The sequence below is a fragment of the Microbulbifer variabilis genome (genome assembly GCF_052467165.1).
In genome coordinates this window covers 248,912-270,273 of the sequence record NZ_CP174301.1, presented here as the reverse complement: position 1 = coordinate 270,273, position 21,362 = coordinate 248,912, and the positions used below count along the sequence as shown (strand labels likewise).

The window sequence follows — 21,362 nt, the reverse complement described above, 5'->3', positions numbered from 1 at the left end:
TACTGAAATCAGCCACGATAAATGCTTTGTTCACATCCTTTTATATGTGCAAAGTAACAAATTAATGTTTGAATCTATTAATAGCGCACCTGATCAATCTATCAATAAGAGCATCGTGGGTATTGGTCTGGAAAATATTAAACATCGTTTACAATTAAGACAACCAAAACGTTTTACCCTACAAAGGGTAGTTGCAGGAACAGCATTGGCATGCTCGACTAACAATACAATTATGAAAACCTGAATTATAAATGATGAACCATTAGCTCATGATATCCATATACACCAAAGCCATATACATGTTGATCTTGAAATAGCAGAGCAGTGTTATAGGGCTGCTGAAGGACTTTCTTTTCTAGCTGACCAGGAATTTGATCTGATACCATTGGATATTCACATGCCTGTTTTATCCGGCCTGAAAATGATTAACATACTGGCTAACCGCCCTCAGGTTGCTCTTTGCACTGCTTATCAGGAATACGCACTTAAAGGTTAAGAATCAGATGTAACCGACTATCCGTTGAAATCAATCAGTAATGAACGTTTTCCCCAAGCCATGGATAAAGTCAGACGTCATTTTGGAGAGTCAACACCGCCAGTAAACCTAGAACATATAAATTGTATTGCAGAAAGAGTAGAACAAAAAATCCTAAATATTAAATTATTAAATTATTAAATTATTAAATTATTAAATTATTAAATTATTAAATTACTTTATTTTGAAGCTTACGGAAAGTATGTAAAAATCTGGCTTGGGGATGATATTTGCTTACCGCATCTACCAAAAAAATTTAATCAGAACTCTACCTTATGGGCACTTTGTTTAAATACATAAATTAATTTTACCTATTAATAAAAATTTTTCAGCCTAAACAGAAAAATGTCATATCGGCCAAAAAAAAGCAGTAAAATTTGGTAAAAAACTTCAGCAAAATACTATAGATTCATGGTCATGCTAAGTTCATTCATGACTGCTCCACAATAAGAAAATTAATATAGACAAACCTCAATATGCCATCCGGTCTATTAGAACAATAGTATAATTATAAAAAATATTACAATATATTCATAAACTATCATTTTTTCTAAAAAGTGAAAATTTGAATTTCACATAAAGCTCTTTTAATTACAATTAAAAATTTGTCCGACAATCTTAAGTCATCTTTCTTTTCAAGTTGCCTCTATCAATACACACAAATAACTTTCTGCAGATATCTTATTCCGAGCAGCCTTAGCAAATCTATAAACTTCTTCACTTATAACTAGCATCTCAGCAAGAGACTTCACATCTACTTATCTTCATACTATAAGTAAATAAATATAAATATTTAATCTTCCTTGGGAAGCGGTACTGCGGTATCTAATATCGTTACCCCATTCAAGCTATAGCCATTTATATCTGGGTAATCTACTTGCATTCTTTTAACGAATTCACTAACCAAGAAGTCTAGCCCAACGTCTGAGATAGGTCCACGAACACGACCAAAATTACTGCAATGTAGAGTCCAAGCTTTCTCTGCCTCTCCCCCACTAACAGTATAATTAATTAAAAGTAGCTTTGGACCAAAACGATTCCACAACATATCACCTAAATTAACAATCTGTAATAAGACAATAATTATCATTATGCCTAATACTGTAGCATCCATTTAAAATTCCTACATATAACTTTTCAGTAGATTAGATTTACTCTTCAGTTGAAGGCCTTTTCCAATGAATAAATTTACTTTTAGCCTCTGTAATTATGGCCGCCCGTTTTCGTTTCTGACGCGCATCTTTACGTCGTAGGCTGTCACAGGATTTGCATCGACTATCGCGACCACTACTATTTTTGGAGTTTAAATAGTAATTCTCTGGAGTTTGCCAGTAACGACATATGCAACACTGTAGACGGCCTTGACTATCTGTCTTCCGGCGAGGGCGTCCTACTGTAGGGTGTTTAATCATATTAGGAAACTGCCTATGAATTTATACTTATTCTGCATGCCAGGTTTTAATCCGTGGGGTGCGAGGTTGGCGCTGCTCAAACGCTGTCTTTTTAAAGTTTGCTGCGTTAGCCTTTCCGAACAACATGCCAACTAACATCCAGCGTCCAGTATTGAGATACTCCACATATTGACGACGACTCATTTGAATAGACTTGGCTCTTGCAACTTGAGTTTCAAGGCCTGGCTTGCCAGCATGTAACTCTAACTCTACGACTTGACGAGCTTCAGATAGAAGCTGCCCTAACGTCATTAGACAGCGATCTACTTCTTCTGCTCGAGGGCATTGATAGCCATTATGCGGAGAAGTTGATCGTATTATTTCACCACCACTAGACATAAGTGCAGCAATTATATTTCCGCTTCCTGATAACCCTTGGGGAAGGCCGTCATACCCTGCGGAGCTCCATTGCAACCACTCCTCTAAGCGTTGCTCTAAAGCTTTTTTTAGTTTGTTATCTAATTGCGCCATAAATCTATAGTCCCAATCCTGTGAACAAAGGCGATCTATAATTTTTAGAATGTCACTCTGATGTAAGTAACTCTTAATAAATTATTTCAAGTTTCAGTGATATCATTTTTTCATTGTCAGCGTGGTTAGTTTTTTTATTTAGCCGGTATGACCTTTTTTCCTTTATTTAATGATCGAGAATTTTCTTAATACGTCAGTTGCGCTTTAGTTCTTTGTATTTGTTGTTATTTCAACTATAAATATCTCCCTGCTAACAATTAAGCCAGGACGAGTTTTGTCAAAGTACAGAGGCCAACAGCTGACTACCTCAAATGTTCACCTTAAGTGAACATGTAGAACAATGTACATTTGAAGCGTACTTTTATCAACATTTATTTCTAGATTTTTTGTGTAACGTTCATCTCGAATGGGCTTACCCCTCACAAAAAGGGTAATTTTTTGCTAGATGGAGCTGTAGATTGAGTTATCAACTTCTCGTACAAAAGTACATGCTCTATAGTTGCGTAGTGAGTTCTACCGATTAGAATGTGCCTGCGCCTTAAAGGAAACGACGTTCGTTCCCCGCTGAAAGGTTCATTTATAATGGACTTATGATAGTGGTTCACCAACAGACAAAATGAAGCATGAAAACAGTGAAAACTGGTAAGAAGAGTGAAACTTTGAAAGATCCCAATAGCCGGGGAGCTAGTGAACGTTTACATAAGCTCCTCACCCAAAAAGGTTACCCCGTAGGGCGTGGTCGATTGTCTAGCTTCTGCAAGGAGTTCGGTATTGGCAAGACTACAGCAGCAGCTTGGCTTAACAATGATGTATTGCCTAGAGACCGAATTGAGCAGCAACGCATCGCCAATGCACTGGGAAGTAGTGTTGGCTATTGGGCGACGGGTGAGGGCGAAACAGAATTACGACAAATTGACTTTCTGCTAGTTGGTAAGTGCGTCAATGCTATCGTGGTCTATTTACGCGATGAGTGTGAACTGGATCCGGATACTTTACCAGACGTGGTACTGGCTGATGCATACGGTAGCTTGTATCGTTACGCCCAGGAGAACAATGGCGAAATTTCCTCAGAGTTAGTCGCCAAGGTTTCTGTTCAGGTACTTGCGAAGCTGGCTCAAAAAAGTTAAACATCAACCTCAGAAAACTACTATTACGCATACTTAACTAATAAGTAATCACCTATTATCGAGAGAGGTGTATTAGCTGATTTTGAAGTTATCCTACTTATAAAGCAGAGAATACTTACCGTGAATGAAAACTATTTCTCTGACCATAAAGCTAATAATATAACTCTGATACTTACGAATTTTCAGCAAGCTATGGCTGTAGCGCCGCTTGAACTTGCGTTGTGTAACGCTGGTTTTTCCCAATACTGTGGGTAGCCTGATCCACAGTCCATACACCATCAATTTGCTGGTGGAAGTTACTTAAGCGCAGAGGGGTTTTGGCTCTAAGATTGGGATTTCCATCCAGGGTAAATGACAGCTTTCCGCTCTGGCGGTTTAGATTACGTAGACGAGCAGCAGCTGCAGTTTCCGCATCTGTTGGTCCAGATCTCAGTTGTGGTAACCGATCTACCGCCCCACTGCGATCGCCGATTAAAACCAATTGTTCTGTAGCCGTAAGCGGGTCATGCCAGCGAGCTTCAACACCACTATAGAGATTACGATCGGGTAGGGTAAATCGCCAGTTCTCGCATGTATCTGAGTTAATTTGCATCTCAAGTAACTTCTTACCACTGGCACTTTTGGCTTCATCTACTGGAACAAAAATCAGACGATCCTCTACCAGCTTGGCTATAGCCTGCATTTCCAGTGCAAGACGAGTAAGTAAGTTCATATCACTTTCGTTGGTTTGATCTAGATGCTGGAACTTGTGATTTGCTAGGGATTCAGCCACAACTGGAGTTAAACGGTTATCTTTACAGATTTCTGTGATTAGCTCCTTTAAAGTAAGATTATCCCAACTACGTGATTTATGCGTCTTTAATTTATCACGAAAGTTGCTACCACGGGCAGTTATAGTCATCTGACGCAGCGGCCCACTTAATTCAATCTCATCTACAACAAACCTTGGTAACATTTGTAAGTCATTGCCATAACCTAGCTGAGCGGAAATTAAAACACCCTTTCGCGGTATAGCTAGGCGACCTTCCGTATCATCCAAAATGACACTAAACGTATCAGAAGTTTGGCCTGCCTTATCCACCCATGTGAACCCTAGAGCTCTTTGGTTGAGTTCACTTCCTTCAATACCATCCACTTCTATTACAAAACGCGGCTGCATAGAAGAACCTCTAATCCCATAAGTTAATCATTGGACTTTTTACCTTCGCATCGCTCAATTCTGGCAGAATTATACGCACGCCCTCTGGCAACACTGATGGCAAAAGGGCTAACTTAGGATTTGCTTCTAGCACTTCGGGTACGGCGGACTCTCGGCCATAGTAACTTTTGCAAACTTGGTCCAGGACATCCCCAGCTCTTGTACGGTAATCAGTGATCATACTTTGCTCCGTAATACGTCAAAGAAATAGAAAACTCCACACAGCGAGCCACACCATCTGCCAATGGATCTTTGTCGGTGCGCTCTATACTGGTAATTGCCCAAAACCCCATAACTTCACCCACTCCGGATACAAGCTGTAAAGGCTCTCCTTGAGCAGCAGTATCTGCCATTTCTTGAAGTTGATTAGGCTTACCAAACTCTAAAGGATAGATTGTCCCACTCAGAGTAATGTCACGTGTTCCCTGCCCAGTAAATTGAGGCTGTGGATACCCCCGAGGACGGTTACTATTCTGCCAGTTGAATTTCCATGCCTGGCGCAACTGATCGTAACCAGCGGTCTGTAGAGCAAATGGAAAGTCTCCTAATTTCAGCATAGTTTCAGATACGTTCATCACGTCGCCGCTCCATTCAGTATACCCAGGTCAAACAATACACTGCGTTGCTGCGCTTCTTGATTTCGTTGGCGTTTATCCAGTTCTTCCCCTACTTTTCGTCCTATCGACTCTTCATCCACTCCTGCTGAAGGGTAAATATTGATTGGGGAATTCATACTATTTTGTACCATGATATTACTGCCACCTCGAGGCCGCACGTCTGTTTGCGTGTCTATTGTCGTTGGCTGATTTTCAGGATTCTCTTCTTTACCGAATAGCTTTCCACTCAACCAGGAGGCTCCACGAAATAGCAAACCTAAAGGACTTTTACCCAATATTTTGAAGGCAAAGTCTTTGATCTTGGTTAGGGATTTACGTGCACCTTCAGGTAGCTTATCCCATAAACTACCCAAAGTTTTATCGCGAATCTCTTTAAGCCAATCTCCAAACTTACCAACCGCTGCAACAACTTTGTCCCAGTGCACCCAGAGTAAGGCTACGGCAGCAACGATACCTGCAATAATAATCCCAGGGAGTGATAACAAGCTAATAAAAGGCAATATCGCAACAGTCATTATTCCAGTTAGCACAGAACCAATAGACTTAGCTATTCCGCCAAATTCACTAAATTTACTGACTAAAGAGCCAACGCCTTTAACCACTTCGATTAAACCTAGAGCAAAATTACGGATAAACTCTTTAGCTTCTGGTTTTTGTAGCCACTGCGTAAAATCCTTGAACATACTCATAAGTGTTGGCATCAGCTCAGTAGCAAGAAGGTTTTTAAAGCCAGTAAGCGTAGTGGTCAATTTTAGCCAGCTAGTGTTAAAATCCGCCGCAAGCTGAAGTTGTTTACGGTCTAAAACATTACCTGTCGCGTTAGCTTCCTGGTGCATCTGCTCAAGCCCACTACTCCCACCGCCTAACATGTTGACCATGTCGATACCTTGAGAACCAAAAAGTTTATCCGCTATAGATATACGCTTACTTTGACTTTCAATAGTCACCATAGCGTCCGCTATAACTTTCAATTGTTCTTCAGGTTTCATCTGGGCCAGGTTCTGTGCATCCAAACCCAGATCTTTAAGTGCAGACGATGCCTTCACATCACCCTTCGCAGCCGCAGTAATACCTTTGATCATATTCTGGGCGCTCATATCAAACGTTTTGGCAGTTATGCCTGAGCGCTCTGCGGCAAAACGATACTGCTGCAATCCCTCTACAGTGAACCCAAGCTTGTTAGCGGTATCAATCGCTTGATTACCTGAGTCAGCCGTACTTTTTACAAAATTGAAAAGCCCTAAAGCTGCGGTGGTTGCACCTGCTCCTATGCCTTTTAAGTGAGAGATGGATTTTTTAGCTATGCCAGGTAGACGCCCGAGGGATTTAAGGCCTGCCGAGCGTCTTTCTAAGCGCTCTAATTTTCGATCCACATTAGCAACACTGATACCATATTTTTGAGCTGCTGTGGCTGCTCTCCAAAGCTCCTTACGTTTACGCTCAACAACCTGACGAGCTCTCTCCCCTTTAATACTACTGGCCTCGTAACGCCTTTCCAGTTTGGAAAGACCATCTCGTTGCTTTTTTAAGCCCTCGGCCGCAGCCATTGCTTCATCGGTCTCGTTAATAGACTTACTAAAGCGCTGCAACATTGTCTGGCCTTGTGTAACAGCACTTTTAAATCCAGACGTTAAGGTGCCATCTAGGCTCACTAATAGGGAAAACTTGCTCATGGATACGGATCCAAAGGGGATAAATTAGATAGATTGCCTCGGTACAGCTTCATCTTTAGGCAGATGATCAACCCAACTACTCAGTTCCTCACAACTCATATTTGAGAGTTCTGTGAGACTCCAGCCAGTCCAGCTAGCCAGAGTTATTAATAGTCTTCGGATAGCAGAGGCGCTTAGGATAAAAAACCTTCATAGGTCTCATCTAGTTTTTTGAAGTCTGCAGCATCCATATCTTCAATGACTGCAGGGGAGACTTCGCAGAGATTGGCATAGGTTTCAGTTGCCAGCTCACCATCTCCCACTGGCTGGCGTTTGCGTTCTGATTCTTTTTGTTTACGTTCAATAGCTAGCAAGTCACGCACCTTGGGACGCCGCATTTGCAATTCGGAATAGATAATACCTTGATATTCAACTGGAAAATCCAGCTTAATTACGTTCTCGGACATATTTTCCTCAAAAAAAGCCCACAAGCATTAAGAGCCTGTGGGCAAGTCAATTTAGAGAGTGATAAAAAAGAGGGAATTGAAAACTCTTAAGAGCCTGGGTTATCGGCCAATAGCAGCGCGAAGCTCTGCCGTCTGGTCAACACCATCAACAACACGCTTGCCATTTAACACGTCAATCTCAACGACTTGACGGCCATCAATGCTCACAGAGTAATAACGCAGTTCTGCGCTGTATTTCTGTTTGTTCATCTCACCGGGCTTATGAGAACCAGCTTCATAAGTACGTACCAGCCCTCGCATCTTAATAACCACCGGTACCACCGAGCCATCGGCTTCACTTTGAGCTGCCGCGCGTAGGGTCAGGGGTGTACCGGCTTGCCCTGCTTGACCCCACTGGGCCAATGTTTCGGCATGGTAGCCTGCCAGGGTCCAACTAGCTTCCAGTTTTTCAACCCTGCCCATATCTACACCAATAGCGGCTCCTAAACCGCCACCGTTATAGTCTTCAGTAACGACTTTGAGGCTAGGTGCTTCAAACTCTTCCACCAAACCGGCATACCCCTTACCATCGGCAAAGAGCTCCATATCTTTAAAAATAAAACCTTGCATTTGTTTCCCCGCGCAGTCGAAAATATTATTAAATTAAGCTACCAGATCGGTTAGGTAGCGATTAGTGCTAGCAACTTGGAAGCGGATACTCTCTGCGATACCAACAGGGGTATATTCTACGTTGAAGTACACTCGTCCAGCAGCCAATTCACTTGTACTATTAAGCTCTGGATCTGGGGTACAAGTGCCTCCATGAATTGCTCCAAGCAGAGTCAAGCGACGTAAGAAGTTATTAACACTTTCTGCGACATCTTCAAAAAAGGTTCGATTTAAATTACGATCTACTGCCCAAGCAACACCTTCTTGAATGCTGTCATCAATTGCATCAGCGATACGTACATGCGTTTCAAATGCCCACTTGGGATCTGCAGAACAAGTACGGTTTCCCCACAGACGAAAACCACCTTGGCGAATTACTGTTGTAATCTCATGTTGATTCAGCAGATTAGCGCGGCTATTAGGGTCACCTTGAATGAAATCTACAGGGCGACTGCTACCAACAATTCCTGAAATTTCCTGATTGGAGATGGATGCCCAAAAACCTTCTTCGCTGTCTCGCTTAGCACGGATACCTGCGGCAATCGCCGACAGAGGGACTCGTTTATTATCTCCACTGGTCTTATCAAATTTGAGCACGAACGGATCAAAAATCTGTAGACGCTTACTGCCGAAGTTAGTTCGAAATGCTTTTGCAGCAGCATCATCGGTGTCAGGGGCATCAATATATGCAACGCCTTTAACTCGATCAGCGACGACGTTCATTTCACTCGCGACTGCCGGATCAGATGAAAAGCCTGGGGCAATCACAATACGGGGGCGCTCTCCCACAGCACTTTCCGCACCACGTAATGAATGTAAACCAGTATATTGGCCAGCGCTTTCGCCCCCAATAACGTTTGCACGAGTGGAGGAGTCATCAGGGCCTTCTGCTACCCTTACTACTACAATTAAAGCACCGGCCTGATCTAAAATGGCATCAAGAGCATCAGGTAAACTGCCTTTAGCAGTACCCAATGTATCCAATGCTGATGCCTGCAGTTCAGAACCCGCAATCAATACGGGTTTGTTGAGAGGGAAAGGTTCATCGGTACCGCCAGACATCCGGAGTGCTGGCTGCGGCGAAAGAACACCACTACCATCACTATCACCGTTTGCCACAGAAAATAGTGCTGAAGCCTCCGCATTTGCTGCTAATGCCGTGCGAACATTATCAGCTGTGCTAATAAGCTTGCTACTTGAATCTGTGGCAAGTGATACCGTTACTGATTTACCATTAATGTTAATGGAGAGAACGGCATCTGCGGTATTTGGATTGACAAACTCAATACTGATGGCATTGCCCGCATTGCCAGGGCTTGCTGCCGAAAAAACAAGCTCTGTATTTGCTTCAGTAGTGCCAATAGCCAAAGAGGCATTGGTTGCTGCCGCAGCATTTGGGGCCGTCCCCACAATACCAATACAACCCAGTTTGACTAGGTTGATATCGCGTGCGCCGGCGTCACTATGGGTTACCCCTACGCCGTGTAAAATGTTGGTGCTCATAGAATAGCTCCTGCTTTTAGTGATCAGTTAGTAGAGACATCAGCTGATAGCCAGTGCCGCCAGTTCATCAATAGTTTGTTGCGCTTGGGCCCCATAGTCTGAGCCCTCCGCAAGCTCCAAAATCTGAGCCTTACCACGTAGGCGGAGATCGCGGATTTGGTCGAGTGCCTCGAGCCAGACACTATGTTGAAATTTAATTTCTGCCACTGCTTCTACAGCAGTTTGTCCAGAAGTATCCATTTGTACTTGTACAGCTAGAGGGGTGGGGCCAGGAAATCCATCAACCTCATAAGCTATTGCTACTTCATAAGCTCGGCGACGTTCTTCATGCATAAATTCACCGGGCCCTAAGAGTTGAGCACGTACTTGGCCGGCAAAGTGATCAATGCTGATTAAAGCATCAGCACGTCTCTGTTCCTCGCTACGGGTATCAACCTGCAGCTCTGCCCACAGAGTGGCATGGTCAGCAATTACCTGCTGAAAATCATCGAGAGTTAAAATTACATCATTAGGGCGAATGGGGTCTTGCCATTCAATCTCTCCCTCTACGCCATCGAACTGTACTGCGTGCACTGCATCGAGAATATCGTAGTCAGCCAAGTCCATTTCCACAGTGTTACCATCCACTGTAACTAAGCTCTCGGTAGCCATAATCGTCAGTTGCATTATCTTTGCCTCTAGATTTATGGTGCTATACGCTGTACATAGGCCAGCGCATAATAAGGAGGTAAAATCGCCACAGTGTGCTCATGGCCATCATGAGTAGAGGCGCTTGCCGTGTGGTTATGTGCACCACCACCACCACTGTAGCGGGTATAAGTATTGAGCCCGTTATCCCAAGTACCTCCATCCCACTTAAGTATCCATCTTTGCTGGTATGTTCCGGTACTTCCGTTCGTGTAGGCACCTAGATCATGATGGTGCCGGTGGCTAGGAATTTGTGATAAGGTCAATGTGTGGTTATTAACTGTTATCGCGTGGGAGTGGGCACCATTCTTACTTGTCCTTGCTGATGTGGCACCACCAGTCGCCCCAACTGAATAATTGTCTCCAGCGCCAAGTACAAATCGGTTACGCAAATCACGTGTACCGTTACTGCCATTACATAGCTTGTATCCAGCTGGCAAATCTTGGATCTCCCCACCCCAGATATAAATTAACTGACCAGGAAATTGCTTATTGATATATCCCTTTAATGTTTCTGGAGTGACGGCCTTTTTCTTTTCATTGCCAATGTCAACTTCACTCTGACTGGCCAGCGCTACGATTCCGCTCTGGCTAGTACCAGCTGCTACTGGTTTATTATCATTGAGTTTATTCTGCAGTGTCTTTGGAGTAACTACGAGTGTTGAGCTATTTCCATCATCCACAGCCTCCTGGGTAGCCAAACGGGTAAAACCATCTCGATTCGTAGTTGCATAAACATGACTGTGGCTGGAAAGAGCCAATACCGACAAGCGCTGATGGAGCGTTTTTGGCGTTACCACTTTATCATCAACGCTCCCTATATTAACTTCGGCTTGAGTCGCAATAGGAATAACGCCCGCACGTTCTGTGGTAGCTGTTGGGTTGCTAAAGCCTGTATCTCCAACGGAAATATTATCCGCGTTACTACCAGATAGTTTGATATCTAGGGATAACAAGTAAGTTGAATTGGCTCCTTTATTCCCTACCGGGTCGGCTCCAGGGCCTACCGAATATACGGCATAAAGTATTCCCGTATCGGTATACAAGCCAAACTCATTAACATCATAGATATCACTGCTCTCATCTTTTAAGGTGATATGCAGCATATCATTGGCAACTTCTACGTTACCGGATATGGTAGGCAGTCTTTTAAATTCTTGTTGCAACCCTGTAGCACTGGCATCCGGGTTCCAGCGCCCTGTACCCAGGGCAATCTTTGACAGTTTTACCGGTAAAGTACCGGCGTTATTCTCATCCACAATGGCCTTCTGGCCTGCAGTGGTAAGTACTAGCGCGAGTGTCACGGGTTTACTCCATGCACGGGCGAGCCACTCAGCCAAAAAATACCGAGTGACTCGCGGGCAGATTTATGGGAAAAGTGTTTAGGTCGCGGTAAACCGCAATCGGTCAAATACAGCAGCTCGCGCTAAACCTACAGATAAAGTCGTAGCACTTGCCTGTGTCCCCAGTCGCATAGTGAAATGGGAACGAAGCGGTTTAACATATGTTACCGCTTTCACAATATCTTTCTGAAATTCAGCACTCACTGGCTTACCAAATGCATCCACAGCATTTAGTACCAGATCAAAAGTATGAGGCTTACCTGGAGGATCAGTTTGAAACCACTCAACAATTGCTACATCTCCACCAAAAGCTGCAGCTGCAGTTTCTACTGCAGATCGAGTACCTTTTGTTGTATGTGTAGTAAACGCTGAGCGAATTACGGCACGTTTGGTAGCGGTAGGCCAACTATCATTCCATGTATCCACACTATGTTGCCAGGCTAAAAAAGGTAGGAACGTTGGTGGACATTTATCTGGGTCATAGAGTTCTGTAATGTTTACCGGTATTGCATTGAGTCTGGTAGCAATAACAGACTCTACAGCTAGCTCCAACTGGCTCGCATTGGGTGGCAATAAAGTGTTATTCAAGATTTACCCTCCATTAGTCAGCATAAAAAAGCGCGTTGGTCACAATATATTTTGTACCCTCTAACACTGGTAAAGATTCATGTAGCTCCGAGGGTGGAAACAGCAACAAATCTCCAGTAGTCGGAGCGATATTTTGACCACTTTGCAAAAATTTTAGCTGTCCACCTGAATAGTTGTCGTTCAAATAAAAGACCAGGGTGAATACTTTGCGCCACCCAAGGTAATAGTGCCCCGCACGAGCCCCATGATCAGGATTTTCATGAAAACTCAGCGGACGAGGATTATCCTCGTGAGCCCGTAGGTATTCACCCATTTGGTAACGAATTACACGAGACTCATAGAAGTAACGCTGAGGTCCTCCACTTCCTAAGTATTTATCTAAAGTACGTGTAGCAGCCGCTATCAATTGATCCCTTACCCAAAGTAGTGGCTCATAGCGCTCAACCCAAGTTTCTGAACTGGTTCGTGAATCACCGACAAAATTATCTGATGTATAACCAACTTGACCCGATCGTAGCCACCGACCATGTTTCTCAGCAGCCTCAATAATTTCTGCACATATTGCTGGAGGTAGAGCTCCCTGGTTAAAGCAGGCTAACTCATGCGGCAGCATGGGATTCTCCCTTTTTTATGCCTATTAGTTCAGCCTTATCCGCAAGAATATCCTCACAAGCAGAGAGCCAATTTAACAAAATATACTTATTATCATTTTCCGGCGGGAATGCCTCATGGAGGTAATTATCAGATACTGGAAATACTACCGCGCTCCCGGGATTTGTATTACAGCAGACATTCTGCTGAGGGAAAAACAGCTGCCCACCATAAGTGTGATTTAGATTAATGACCATAGTTAATTGACGCCATTCACCTGGTCGGCAATGGCGTAAGTCAGAATGCAACCGAAAAAATCCGGTTGGCCTATAGCGTACTATACGCGCAGGCTCGGCCACTAAGTAAGCCTCTACATTCGCTACATTTTTTCGATATAATTCGGCAATATCTTGGTAGAGAACTTCCAGTTTTTTTTCCAAATCGGTCAGCTCAGAATGCTGACTAAGCCAGATCTCATGACAGCGGCGACTACTGGGGACCACTACATTTCCCACGCAGTTCCCCATTACTACCCGGCCGGGCGTGTTAAATTTTACTGATTCAGCTAGCTGGATAATCTGCTCGCATTCAGTTTTTTTAAACACATCGTGGACATAAATAATTCGGGGATCCGTAGTACGTTCTATTTCCATCGAGTTCTCCTACGGAATATGTATTCCCATACCTACGCCTATACCCATACCCATACCAACTGTAGAATATTTTGTAGCTTTCAGGCCAATAACGTCATCAAATAGGTAACTACCACCAATTAATTTTATACGTACCCGCACTCCGCATGTGTAGGATCCATTACTGGTTCGATTGCGGTATGCATAGCGAGTACCATTAATAGTCCCCACAGAACCTACTGACGGCGAAGCACCAGAAATATCGGAATTGTCGCCGGATACACTGGCATTATCGAAGCGCATCTGGAATTTATCACCTACAGTGCTACTAGCAGGCTTAATCCAGGCTCCCTGACTAACGGGAGAACTAGACTGACTTTCCAAATATATGTATCCGTTGCGGGCAATTTCTAAACGTGCTACCGCGTTAGTCGGTGAGCCCGCTGACGCTGAAAAACTACTTGGTAGATTACCTGGGAGAAACTGGTAATGGTGAAAGGTTATCGTAACCGTATTACTGTAGACAGTACCTATACCATCGGTCACCTTGCAACGGTATTGGCTGGTTGTTATTTCTCCTGTATCCGAGCGGCTAAGAGTCACGCTCCTTCCATTAGCGGAAACTGACAAAGTGGTACCACTGACCTTTTGCCAAGTGTAAATAAAATTCCCAGTGCCATTGCTCGGTTGGCTACATGTCAATGTAGTACTGCAACTTACTGAACCCGTACCGGCATTTTGCTTGACTGTGGTACCAGATAAAGATGGTGTACCCATAGCTACATAATCGGTAGCACTATAGAAATCTGCACTATCAGCAGCACCTGAAGTCGGAATATTATTATTTTGTGAAATATTCGGTACAAAACTACCGCCTCGATAAAATTGTGAAGTATTACCGGCACCACTCTGTCCAAATACACTTTGTAGATTGGCACTACTAGCCTGGCCGCTACTGGGCATAGTTGCCATAATTATCCCCGCTATTTAGTTTGATCTCGCTAATTTTTCTGCAGCTCTTTTATCGTTTTACTACATTCTTTAATGATCTCAGCCTGCTGTTCAAGTCGTACTTCCTGGTCTTTACATACTTCAACGAGTAATCCCGTCACAACGTTATAATCGGCCTGATCATATCGCTTACCATGCTTCCTGAACTTCGATTTGTAAACAGTACCTGGTAGTGCTTTACGAATATCGGGGCTCATCAAACCGCCAGAACCACGACCACTGTCTTTCCAATCGAAAAGAACGCCATTAAGTTTTTTCAATCTGGAAATTGGCTTGTCAATCGTGCGTACATTGGTTTTAAGAATTGGGTCTGATCCAACTGAACTAGACTGCCAATACACATGGCCATCAGCATGGAAATTACCATTGGAAACATCGAACAAATATTTCGTTGTGGTGCCTGAGCGAATATATAAGTCACCAGTATGTAGACTCAAATAACCGTGGCTTCCGCTATGCATCATACGCATATCCGCACTGTTACCCCAACGAACCTCTTTGAGGTCCTGCCATTCGGTATGTCCTGTTACATTATCATCAGTATCGGAACGAATAAGCTGTGAACCGTGTAAATTATCTACGGTGTCCGCATTCCCGGCACTAGTAGCACTGGTAGCACTATTGGCACTAGTGGCATAACTAACATTCAGATTCAGCGAGAGGTCGCCGTTTGCATCAAAACTTGCTGAGCCACTGGCATTACCGCTGACTGAAACAGTACCACCGGTTTTTATCGCACCGATTTCTGCTGGGGTAGGCTTTTGCCCTTCATGATAGATTTTTTTATTATCGCCATAAGTCAATCCGCCAGATTGTTTTATATAAGCTGCGCTAGGTTCCGCAGCCTGCCAAACGGCCTCATCATTGTAGGTAGTAGATACGCCATTAGATTTCGTCGCGCCAATTTCGAATACACTTACTCCGAAGTGATCAACAGCCTTCTGTACCCACAGCTCAACCGGCTGACCATACCCCGCACTAATCAGCCGAAAAGCGTCATCTTTAAAAGCTCCACTATGGTTAAATGCATAGGAGATACCGCTATCGGACACTAGGGTATTTGGTGCGGTCTGCTGAACGACATGGACACTCACCATTGTATGACCACGAATAGATGAACCATTAGTTGTCAATAATAAAATCAATGTGGCATTGGCATAATCAGAATTGGGCATATTGAATGTAGCAATTTTCGCCCAATAATTTGCACTGCTCATTCCCGCATTCTTTAAATTGCAAACCCGCCTCCCCAAGCCCTCTACTGGAAAGGGGCCGGTGTTTTCTTTTACTCCATCGGTATAGGTAATTCGCAAGGTGCCATCAACTAATACTTCCATACTGGAAATACCGCGGCCAGTATCGCCCTTGGGACCAGCCAAGTTACCAATTATGGACCAACTACCAACACTCTTTTGATAAAGAGTTTTATTTGGGCTATCCAGCTCCACATAATACTCGCCATTTCGGCCCAGGCTGTCTGCAGGTATACCATTACCAGCGAAAATACCCAGGCCTTGTTCGCCCTGAATTCCTTGTATACCCTGGTTACCCTTATCGCCCTTATCTCCTTTTGGGCCTTGGGGGCCCCGTAGATTACGCAACTTCGCCCAACTGTTATCACTTTTTCCATACAGGTCGGCACTATCATAGTCCAAGTATTGATCGCCATTGTTACCGAGGCCCGCAGCAGGTATACCACTACCCCAATGAATTGTTGCGCCTTGAGGGCCAGTTGGGCCGGATGGGCCCGCTACACCGCTCTGCGCCAGAGTTAATGTCTGGGTGATTTCGCTCATAATTTTCTAATGGTTAAACAGTGACGTGCGGCGTCACAGTGACGCAGCCATATATCAGGCATTTGCACTATCAGTTTTGGGTTTTAAAGAGAAGTTGTAGAGGGCTGCAGGCCAAGCAATTATCAGCCTCGCAAGGGCTAAGTGTGCATAACAAGGAGCAATACCCTCACGACTAAAGTCTTGAGATTTTTATTTTTGTCTAGCTAAAAATTAGCACTGCTAACTTAACTTTCGCTAGGTATAACGGCATAGTTAATACTAGTTTTCAATCCGGCTTTGAAGACTTTTCATCATATGCTGGAGTTTATTAACAGTTTTACCTTGGTCCTTGATAGCTTTAAAGTCATCACTCTGCCGCTGCAATCTATTCTCCAAGTCTTTACACACCTCAACCAACAAACCAATGACGGCATTATAATCGGCCTGATCATATCGCTTACCATTCTTCTTAAATTTGGATTTGTAAACGGTACGTGGTAGTGCCCTACGAATATCCGGGCTCATCAAACCGCCAGAACCACGACCACTATCTTTCCAATCGAAAAGAACACCATTAAGTTTTTTCAATCTGGAAATTGGCTTGTCAATCGTGCGTACATTGGTTTTAAGGATTGGGTCCGATCCAACCGAACTAGACTGCCAATACACATGGCCATCAGCATGGAAGTTACCACTGGAAACATCGAACAAATATTTCGTTGTGGTGCCTGAGCGAATATATAAGTCACCAGTATGTAGACTTAAATAACCGTGGCTTCCGCTATGCATCATGCGCATATCCGCACTGTTGCCCCAACGAACCTCTTTGAGGTCCTGCCATTCGGTATGTCCTGTTACATTATCATCAGTATCGGAACGAATAAGCTGTGAACCGTGTAAATTATCTACGGTGTCCGCATTCCCGGCACTAGTAGCGCTGGTAGCGCTATTTGCGCTGGTAGAATAACTAACATTCAGATTCAGCGAGAGATCGCCATTTGCATCAAAACTTGCTGAGCCACTGGCATTACCGCTGACTGAAACCGTGCCACCGGTTTTTATCGCACCGATTTCTGCTGGAGTAGGCTTGTGCTCCTCATGATAAATCTTCCTATTTTTTCCATAAACTAGCCCGATAGATTGTTTGACATAAGCTGCACTAGGCTCCTCTGCCTGCCAGCTAAAATCGTTATGATAAGTAACCGTCACTTCATTAAGTGCGGCAGCCACTTCGTGAACACTCAAAGATACAAAAGAATGCTTCTTTCTCACCCAGAGTTCTACAGGCTGACCATATCCATTAGATATCAATTTAAACGAATCATCTGCAAAAATTTCACCATGATTTGCAGCAATATATACCCCAGACTCTGCCGCCAAAGTATCGGGGCTGGCTCCCTCACGAAACTTTACAGTGATCACGGCCGCGCCATGTACTGCTTGATCCCCACAAACTAGAGCTAAAACCAGCCCAGCATCAGCTGTACCTGTCGTAGTTCTTAACGTTGCGACTTTGGCCCAGTAATTTGAATTATCAGCTCCTGGATTTTGTGATAGTGCTACACGCCGTCCCAAACCCTCTATCGGAAAAGAGCCAGTATCTTGATTCGTACCATCAGTGTATGAAACTCGCAAGGTGCCATCTGATAATACTTCCATATCGGAAATACCTCGGCCAGTATCACCCTTTGGACCAGCTAAGTTACCGATTACAGACCAATTACCAGCACTCTTTTGGTAAAGGGTTTTACTTGGGCTATCCAGCTCCACATAATGCTCTCCATTTCGGCCCAGGTTATCTGTAGGTACACCATTACTAGCAAAAATACCTAGGCCCTGTTCACCCTGAACTCCCTGGATACCTTGATTGCCCTTATCCCCCTTATCTCCCTTTGGCCCTTGAGGGCCACGGAGGTTGCGCAGCTTTGCCCAGCTATTATCACTTTTTCCATATAAGTCGGCACTATCATAGTCGAGATATTGGTCGCCGTTGTTACCGAGGCCCGTGGCAGGTATACCACTGCCCCAATGCATTGTTGCACCTTGAGGGCCTGTTGGGCCGGATGGGCCCGCTACACCACTCTGTGCCAGAGTTAATGTCTGGGTAATTTCGCTCATAGTTTTCTCATAGCTAGACAGTAACGCGCGGCGCCACAGAGACACTGCCATATATCAAGCGCTCAGCACTATCACTACTGGGATTTAGAAACAGATCGTAGATAGCATCGCGCCAGGTAAAACCAGCGGTTACGAGACCCGGTATTTCAATTTTTAGCTGGCCATTATTTGGGTCACCGCTGTCGCCTCCCACCTTCAGCCCATCTAAATTGTCTAAAGATAGCAGTAGTGTTTTATCATCATGGTTATCACGTATTTGTAGACGTGCCGTGTAGCCAGTCAAGTTACGAGGTGTTCCTGGTGGAGCTTCAATAGTCATTAGCAAGCCATAGCCAGCCCCTTGCTCCAGTTCAATATTGTAATTAGAGCCGTACATATTTACCCCCGTATAATTTCAATACCTGCACACCACGCGGTCTGATGTGGTTCATTGAGGATATCGAATTCTGGTTCGTGCAATTGCACTCTTTCTATACCCTCTTGATGCAATACTTTGGATAACCCCGATCTGGCTACAGTAAGGCCCAAACCATGGCGTTTCTTTGCATAAGCAATTGCGGCCTCTTCAGCACGTTGATATAACGCTTCATCCACAGGTCCTGGCATTGGAGTCAGAGTTGCACTAATAGAGTACTGTTTAATTTCAGGCTCTATTATCTCTACCTTATCAGTTAGAGGACGTATGGACTTTTCTGATAAGGCATTATTCACAGCTTCAAGTAAATCCGGTGAAGCCGAGCCATTACCCTCAGTGCTGAGGATAACCACATGTACCACTCCATCACTAGGACTGCTTGCCAATGCATCTTTTACGCGGGGGTCAGCTGCAAGCGCATGGCTCTTATAGGAGCCTTTAGGACCAGCAGTGGTGAGGCCCTCGAAGGCAAGAGGAATTCGCCCGCGGTAGCGGGTGTCATCCTCACCTTCTAGCCGGCGAGTCTTGTTATTCTCTCCCAGCCGATCCAAATCTCCATCAACCGCAAAAGCAACCATGACGCCCCGAGCCGCATCATTGACTCGCTGACGAGTGAGCATCTCTCGGTAGGCAGCTACTTGTAATAATCGAGCTAAAGGCTCGCTTTCCATTTGTACATAACTAAGATTCATCAGAGAATCCGCTGGGATTTTGAAGTAAGGTGCTCCATCATCAGTAACTAGATCTGCCCTCACTGTTTGTGGCTTAATCACCTGCCCCATTTCATCAAGTAATAGAGGGGAGGCACCATCAAGCAGAGCTACCATTTCGCCATAGATACTTTCAAAATCTAGAGTTTCCACTATATTTGGTGCTGGTAAGCGACTGATGTCCACTGCACTTTCTGTTGTCATATTTTTATATTCTCCAGAGTTATAAACTCGCCGCTGTCCACCATATAGCCGGACAGTTTCATAGTTATACCGCTGCTCTCCATACGTACTACCTGCATTTCTGTACTCTGAAAGCGAGGTTCCCAAAGGCTTAAAGCCTCTGCTGCATTGGAGTAGATATCCACTATGGTGGAGCGAGTTAATGGTGCATCCAAGGAATGGAAAATTTTTGCACCATAGTTCCGACGCATTAATCTAGACCCTACTGGAGTAGTGAGAATGTCGGTGATTGACTGACGCAAGTGCTCCAGCTCTGTGATAGCCATACCACTACTACTATCCATACCGTATCGCTGCACGCTTCCCCCTATTGTGGTTTCTCAGTGGGGCTACCCACCGATTTCACTATATGTGTATGCTTGGGTAGGCTGATGCCATTACTGCTAAGGTCATCACCGGTATGCTCAACCTTTCCTTTCATTTGAATTTCAGTCCCTTCTAGCCTGAGACTTTCGCTCTCTAAGTTAATATTTTTCGCTTTTAAACTTATATTCTCAGCCTCAGCAACAATCGAGCCCGCCACTTTCAACTGGGTATTACCATTTTGATACTCAATCATGTCACCATTGGCGAATGTGCGGCGAAAAAGGTCGGCAGTATCGCCATTAGCTGGTGCTTTATCGCTATAGATCGCTGGTAAAATCACACCTGCACGTAGCTCTCCACTAGGGCTTAATACTGCAACCTGTTCACCAATACTCGGTGGACGCCACTCGGTATCATTAGTCCCAGCCGCTGGGGCAAACCAACGTAACCAGGTTGTTAGGTTTTCTCCTAAGCGCACGCGAGCGCAGGCTGTGTCATAGTCCACCTCCTCCACAGTACCGAGACGTACTATATTGTCGACCCGACGCTGTAACTCACCAAGCTGCTGTAGAAGTGCAGTTACTACTTCTGAGTTCATGCCTCGCCCACCTCACCAATTTTGGTATAGTCATCGCGATGCTTTAAGCCAACTTTTGGTTCATAACCCACATGAACTTCTACCGGCTTAGGTATTGGCGTAAGATCATGTCGCCGGTCTTCTCCGACCCATATTTTCTGAGTAAACCTTAAGGTGTAAGCAGCAAGAACACCGTCACCAGTTTCATTAAGCTGCAAAGGCTGAAGCCCTTGGAAATTCAAACGTCCAGACTTTTCAATTAACTTGGCTTGTGAATCGGTCAAGTGCTGCTCAAATACTAGGACTGTTGAAACCGCAAGATCTCGAGCTGCTCGGTTATTAGCCACCAAAGTAGTCAGATTGCCTACAATGACTATAATTTCCCATTCTACTGAAAGCGGCTGCACGCCATTATTAAAAGCAGCTATTGGTTCACTAGAAACGAGTCTTAACAGTAAGGCTGGAGTGCTATCAGGAATCTCACTACTACCTACCTGAAGTTCCTTTATTATTTCTTCACATTTAATTATGCCGGGAATACTTTGTAATTTAAGTAAAATATTGTCAGATATAGTGTTAATACTGGTCATAAATGTGCATCTCTTATCCGACCTCAAGGAGCAAATAAAAATTAGATCCAATGTGAAATTCAAAAACTAAATCTGAACCACTGAAATTTTAAAAACCCAAAAAAAAT

General features: G+C 44.2%; 24 protein-coding genes. 2 read left to right on the top strand and 22 right to left on the bottom strand.

All coding sequences use genetic code 11. From position 1 onward, the window contains the following. The first annotated feature begins 244 nt into the window (after nucleotides 1-244). Nucleotides 245-496, top strand: a complete 252-nt coding sequence (locus ACJJIP_RS01255; protein ID WP_353375725.1) for a LytR/AlgR family response regulator transcription factor — start codon at nucleotides 245-247, stop codon at nucleotides 494-496. An 832-nt stretch (nucleotides 497-1,328) separates the two neighbouring features. On the opposite strand, the gene ACJJIP_RS01250 is transcribed toward ACJJIP_RS01255, so the two are convergent. Then, a complete protein-coding gene (locus ACJJIP_RS01250) occupies nucleotides 1,329-1,649 on the bottom strand; it encodes a hypothetical protein (protein ID WP_020414347.1) in 321 nt (106 codons plus the stop codon). A 325-nt stretch (nucleotides 1,650-1,974) separates the two neighbouring features. Further along, nucleotides 1,975-2,457: a hypothetical protein gene (locus tag ACJJIP_RS01245; RefSeq protein ID WP_020414346.1), complete on the bottom strand. Its 483-nt coding sequence runs from the start codon at nucleotides 2,455-2,457 to the stop codon at nucleotides 1,975-1,977. Nucleotides 2,458-3,116: 659 nt separating this feature from the next. On the opposite strand from ACJJIP_RS01245, the gene ACJJIP_RS01240 reads away from it, so the two are divergent. Next, a complete protein-coding gene (locus ACJJIP_RS01240; protein ID WP_157533585.1) occupies nucleotides 3,117-3,584 on the top strand; it encodes a hypothetical protein in 468 nt (155 codons plus the stop codon). A gap of 190 nt (nucleotides 3,585-3,774) precedes the next feature. On the opposite strand, the gene ACJJIP_RS01235 is transcribed toward ACJJIP_RS01240, so the two are convergent. From ACJJIP_RS01235 to ACJJIP_RS01140, 20 genes are all read right to left on the bottom strand, one after another. Further along, on the bottom strand, nucleotides 3,775-4,743 hold the full coding sequence (locus ACJJIP_RS01235; RefSeq protein ID WP_444946061.1) for a contractile injection system protein, VgrG/Pvc8 family: 969 nt from the start codon (nucleotides 4,741-4,743) through the stop codon (nucleotides 3,775-3,777). 10 nt (nucleotides 4,744-4,753) lie between these two features. Continuing rightward, complete coding sequence (locus ACJJIP_RS01230; protein WP_444946060.1) at nucleotides 4,754-4,963, bottom strand: tail protein X; 210 nt, start codon at nucleotides 4,961-4,963, stop codon at nucleotides 4,754-4,756. Beyond that, the gene (locus ACJJIP_RS01225) at nucleotides 4,953-5,357 is read right to left on the bottom strand and encodes a phage tail protein (RefSeq protein WP_444946059.1); all 405 of its coding nucleotides are present in this window, start codon (nucleotides 5,355-5,357) and stop codon (nucleotides 4,953-4,955) included. Before ACJJIP_RS01225 ends, ACJJIP_RS01230 begins: the two co-directional genes overlap by 11 nt. Continuing rightward, a complete protein-coding gene (locus ACJJIP_RS01220) occupies nucleotides 5,357-7,072 on the bottom strand; it encodes a phage tail tape measure protein (RefSeq protein WP_444946058.1) in 1,716 nt (571 codons plus the stop codon). Before ACJJIP_RS01220 ends, ACJJIP_RS01225 begins: the two co-directional genes overlap by 1 nt. 173 nt (nucleotides 7,073-7,245) lie before the next feature. Next, nucleotides 7,246-7,518, bottom strand: a complete 273-nt coding sequence (locus tag ACJJIP_RS01215) for a phage tail assembly protein (RefSeq protein WP_020414340.1) — start codon at nucleotides 7,516-7,518, stop codon at nucleotides 7,246-7,248. Nucleotides 7,519-7,617: 99 nt separating this feature from the next. Beyond that, the gene (locus ACJJIP_RS01210; RefSeq protein ID WP_444946057.1) at nucleotides 7,618-8,127 is read right to left on the bottom strand and encodes a phage major tail tube protein; all 510 of its coding nucleotides are present in this window, start codon (nucleotides 8,125-8,127) and stop codon (nucleotides 7,618-7,620) included. Between the two features lie 33 nt (nucleotides 8,128-8,160). Continuing rightward, nucleotides 8,161-9,669, bottom strand: coding sequence for a phage tail sheath subtilisin-like domain-containing protein (locus ACJJIP_RS01205; protein WP_444946056.1), 1,509 nt, complete (start codon nucleotides 9,667-9,669; stop codon nucleotides 8,161-8,163). Nucleotides 9,670-9,708: 39 nt separating this feature from the next. Then, a complete protein-coding gene (locus tag ACJJIP_RS01200) occupies nucleotides 9,709-10,335 on the bottom strand; it encodes a hypothetical protein (protein ID WP_020414337.1) in 627 nt (208 codons plus the stop codon). 17 nt (nucleotides 10,336-10,352) lie between these two features. After that, entirely contained in the window at nucleotides 10,353-11,660 is a 1,308-nt protein-coding gene (locus tag ACJJIP_RS01195) for a phage tail-collar fiber domain-containing protein (protein ID WP_020414336.1), read from the bottom strand. Between the two features lie 78 nt (nucleotides 11,661-11,738). After that, entirely contained in the window at nucleotides 11,739-12,287 is a 549-nt protein-coding gene (locus ACJJIP_RS01190; protein ID WP_020414335.1) for a phage tail protein I, read from the bottom strand. Nucleotides 12,288-12,300: 13 nt separating this feature from the next. Next, the gene (locus tag ACJJIP_RS01185) at nucleotides 12,301-12,900 is read right to left on the bottom strand and encodes a prolyl hydroxylase family protein (protein WP_020414334.1); all 600 of its coding nucleotides are present in this window, start codon (nucleotides 12,898-12,900) and stop codon (nucleotides 12,301-12,303) included. Further along, entirely contained in the window at nucleotides 12,887-13,531 is a 645-nt protein-coding gene (locus ACJJIP_RS01180) for a 2OG-Fe(II) oxygenase (protein WP_444946055.1), read from the bottom strand. Before ACJJIP_RS01180 ends, ACJJIP_RS01185 begins: the two co-directional genes overlap by 14 nt. A gap of 9 nt (nucleotides 13,532-13,540) precedes the next feature. Beyond that, on the bottom strand, nucleotides 13,541-14,482 hold the full coding sequence (locus ACJJIP_RS01175) for a hypothetical protein (protein ID WP_444946054.1): 942 nt from the start codon (nucleotides 14,480-14,482) through the stop codon (nucleotides 13,541-13,543). A 29-nt stretch (nucleotides 14,483-14,511) separates the two neighbouring features. Then, nucleotides 14,512-16,317 (bottom strand): collagen-like domain-containing protein, encoded by a 1,806-nt coding sequence (locus ACJJIP_RS01170; protein ID WP_444946053.1) that lies wholly within the window; start codon nucleotides 16,315-16,317, stop codon nucleotides 14,512-14,514. A 258-nt stretch (nucleotides 16,318-16,575) separates the two neighbouring features. Then, nucleotides 16,576-18,414: a hypothetical protein gene (locus tag ACJJIP_RS01165; protein ID WP_444946052.1), complete on the bottom strand. Its 1,839-nt coding sequence runs from the start codon at nucleotides 18,412-18,414 to the stop codon at nucleotides 16,576-16,578. A gap of 13 nt (nucleotides 18,415-18,427) precedes the next feature. Further along, on the bottom strand, nucleotides 18,428-18,790 hold the full coding sequence (locus ACJJIP_RS01160) for a hypothetical protein (RefSeq protein ID WP_020414329.1): 363 nt from the start codon (nucleotides 18,788-18,790) through the stop codon (nucleotides 18,428-18,430). A 2-nt stretch (nucleotides 18,791-18,792) separates the two neighbouring features. Next, nucleotides 18,793-19,743 (bottom strand): baseplate assembly protein, encoded by a 951-nt coding sequence (locus ACJJIP_RS01155; protein WP_020414328.1) that lies wholly within the window; start codon nucleotides 19,741-19,743, stop codon nucleotides 18,793-18,795. Next, nucleotides 19,740-20,081 (bottom strand): GPW/gp25 family protein, encoded by a 342-nt coding sequence (locus tag ACJJIP_RS01150; RefSeq protein ID WP_020414327.1) that lies wholly within the window; start codon nucleotides 20,079-20,081, stop codon nucleotides 19,740-19,742. Before ACJJIP_RS01150 ends, ACJJIP_RS01155 begins: the two co-directional genes overlap by 4 nt. 8 nt (nucleotides 20,082-20,089) lie before the next feature. Next, nucleotides 20,090-20,686 (bottom strand): phage baseplate assembly protein V, encoded by a 597-nt coding sequence (locus ACJJIP_RS01145; RefSeq protein WP_020414326.1) that lies wholly within the window; start codon nucleotides 20,684-20,686, stop codon nucleotides 20,090-20,092. After that, nucleotides 20,683-21,255, bottom strand: a complete 573-nt coding sequence (locus ACJJIP_RS01140) for a hypothetical protein (RefSeq protein WP_020414325.1) — start codon at nucleotides 21,253-21,255, stop codon at nucleotides 20,683-20,685. Before ACJJIP_RS01140 ends, ACJJIP_RS01145 begins: the two co-directional genes overlap by 4 nt. Between the last annotated feature and the right edge of the window lie 107 nt (nucleotides 21,256-21,362).